1 protein-coding gene is annotated in these 417 nt (G+C 56.6%); it reads left to right on the plus strand.

The genetic code is table 11. The annotated features are described in order from the left end of the window. On the plus strand, window positions 1–417 hold a 417-nt coding region (locus tag HMPREF2635_RS01750; protein ID WP_141761670.1), incomplete at both ends, for an HNH endonuclease signature motif containing protein.

Raw genomic sequence — 417 nt, forward strand, 5'->3', positions numbered from 1 at the left:
TGGAACTGCAGGTTGGGGAAGACACCGGCATTAAACTCGATGCCTTCATCCACCAGACCGCAACCAAGGAAGACATCACTGTCGCTGAGGCAGTCATCAAACTGCTTTCCGGTGAAATACAGCCACCAGCTACGGTGGTGCTCCACACCTACCAGGCCTGCGATATTGAGGATGCACCGACCTTTATTGAAGGCTTCGGCTGGCGAGCTGAGCCCATGCCACATGACAAGATGCGGGATTTAACCGAAGAGATAAAAGAAGCCGATGGCTACCAGCCAGGAATCATCATGCGCAAACTTGTCGAAGGACGCGACGGTACCTGCCGGGTCGGCGGCTGTGGCGAGCCTGCTTTTCTCAGCCAGTTGGATCACCGACACAACTGGGCCGAAGGCGGGCCAACCCACCCGAAGAACCTGG

The sequence above is a fragment of the Corynebacterium sp. HMSC035E02 genome, assembly GCF_001836065.1.
In the GTDB taxonomy this organism is placed as follows: Bacteria; Actinomycetota; Actinomycetes; order Mycobacteriales; family Mycobacteriaceae; genus Corynebacterium; species Corynebacterium hiratae.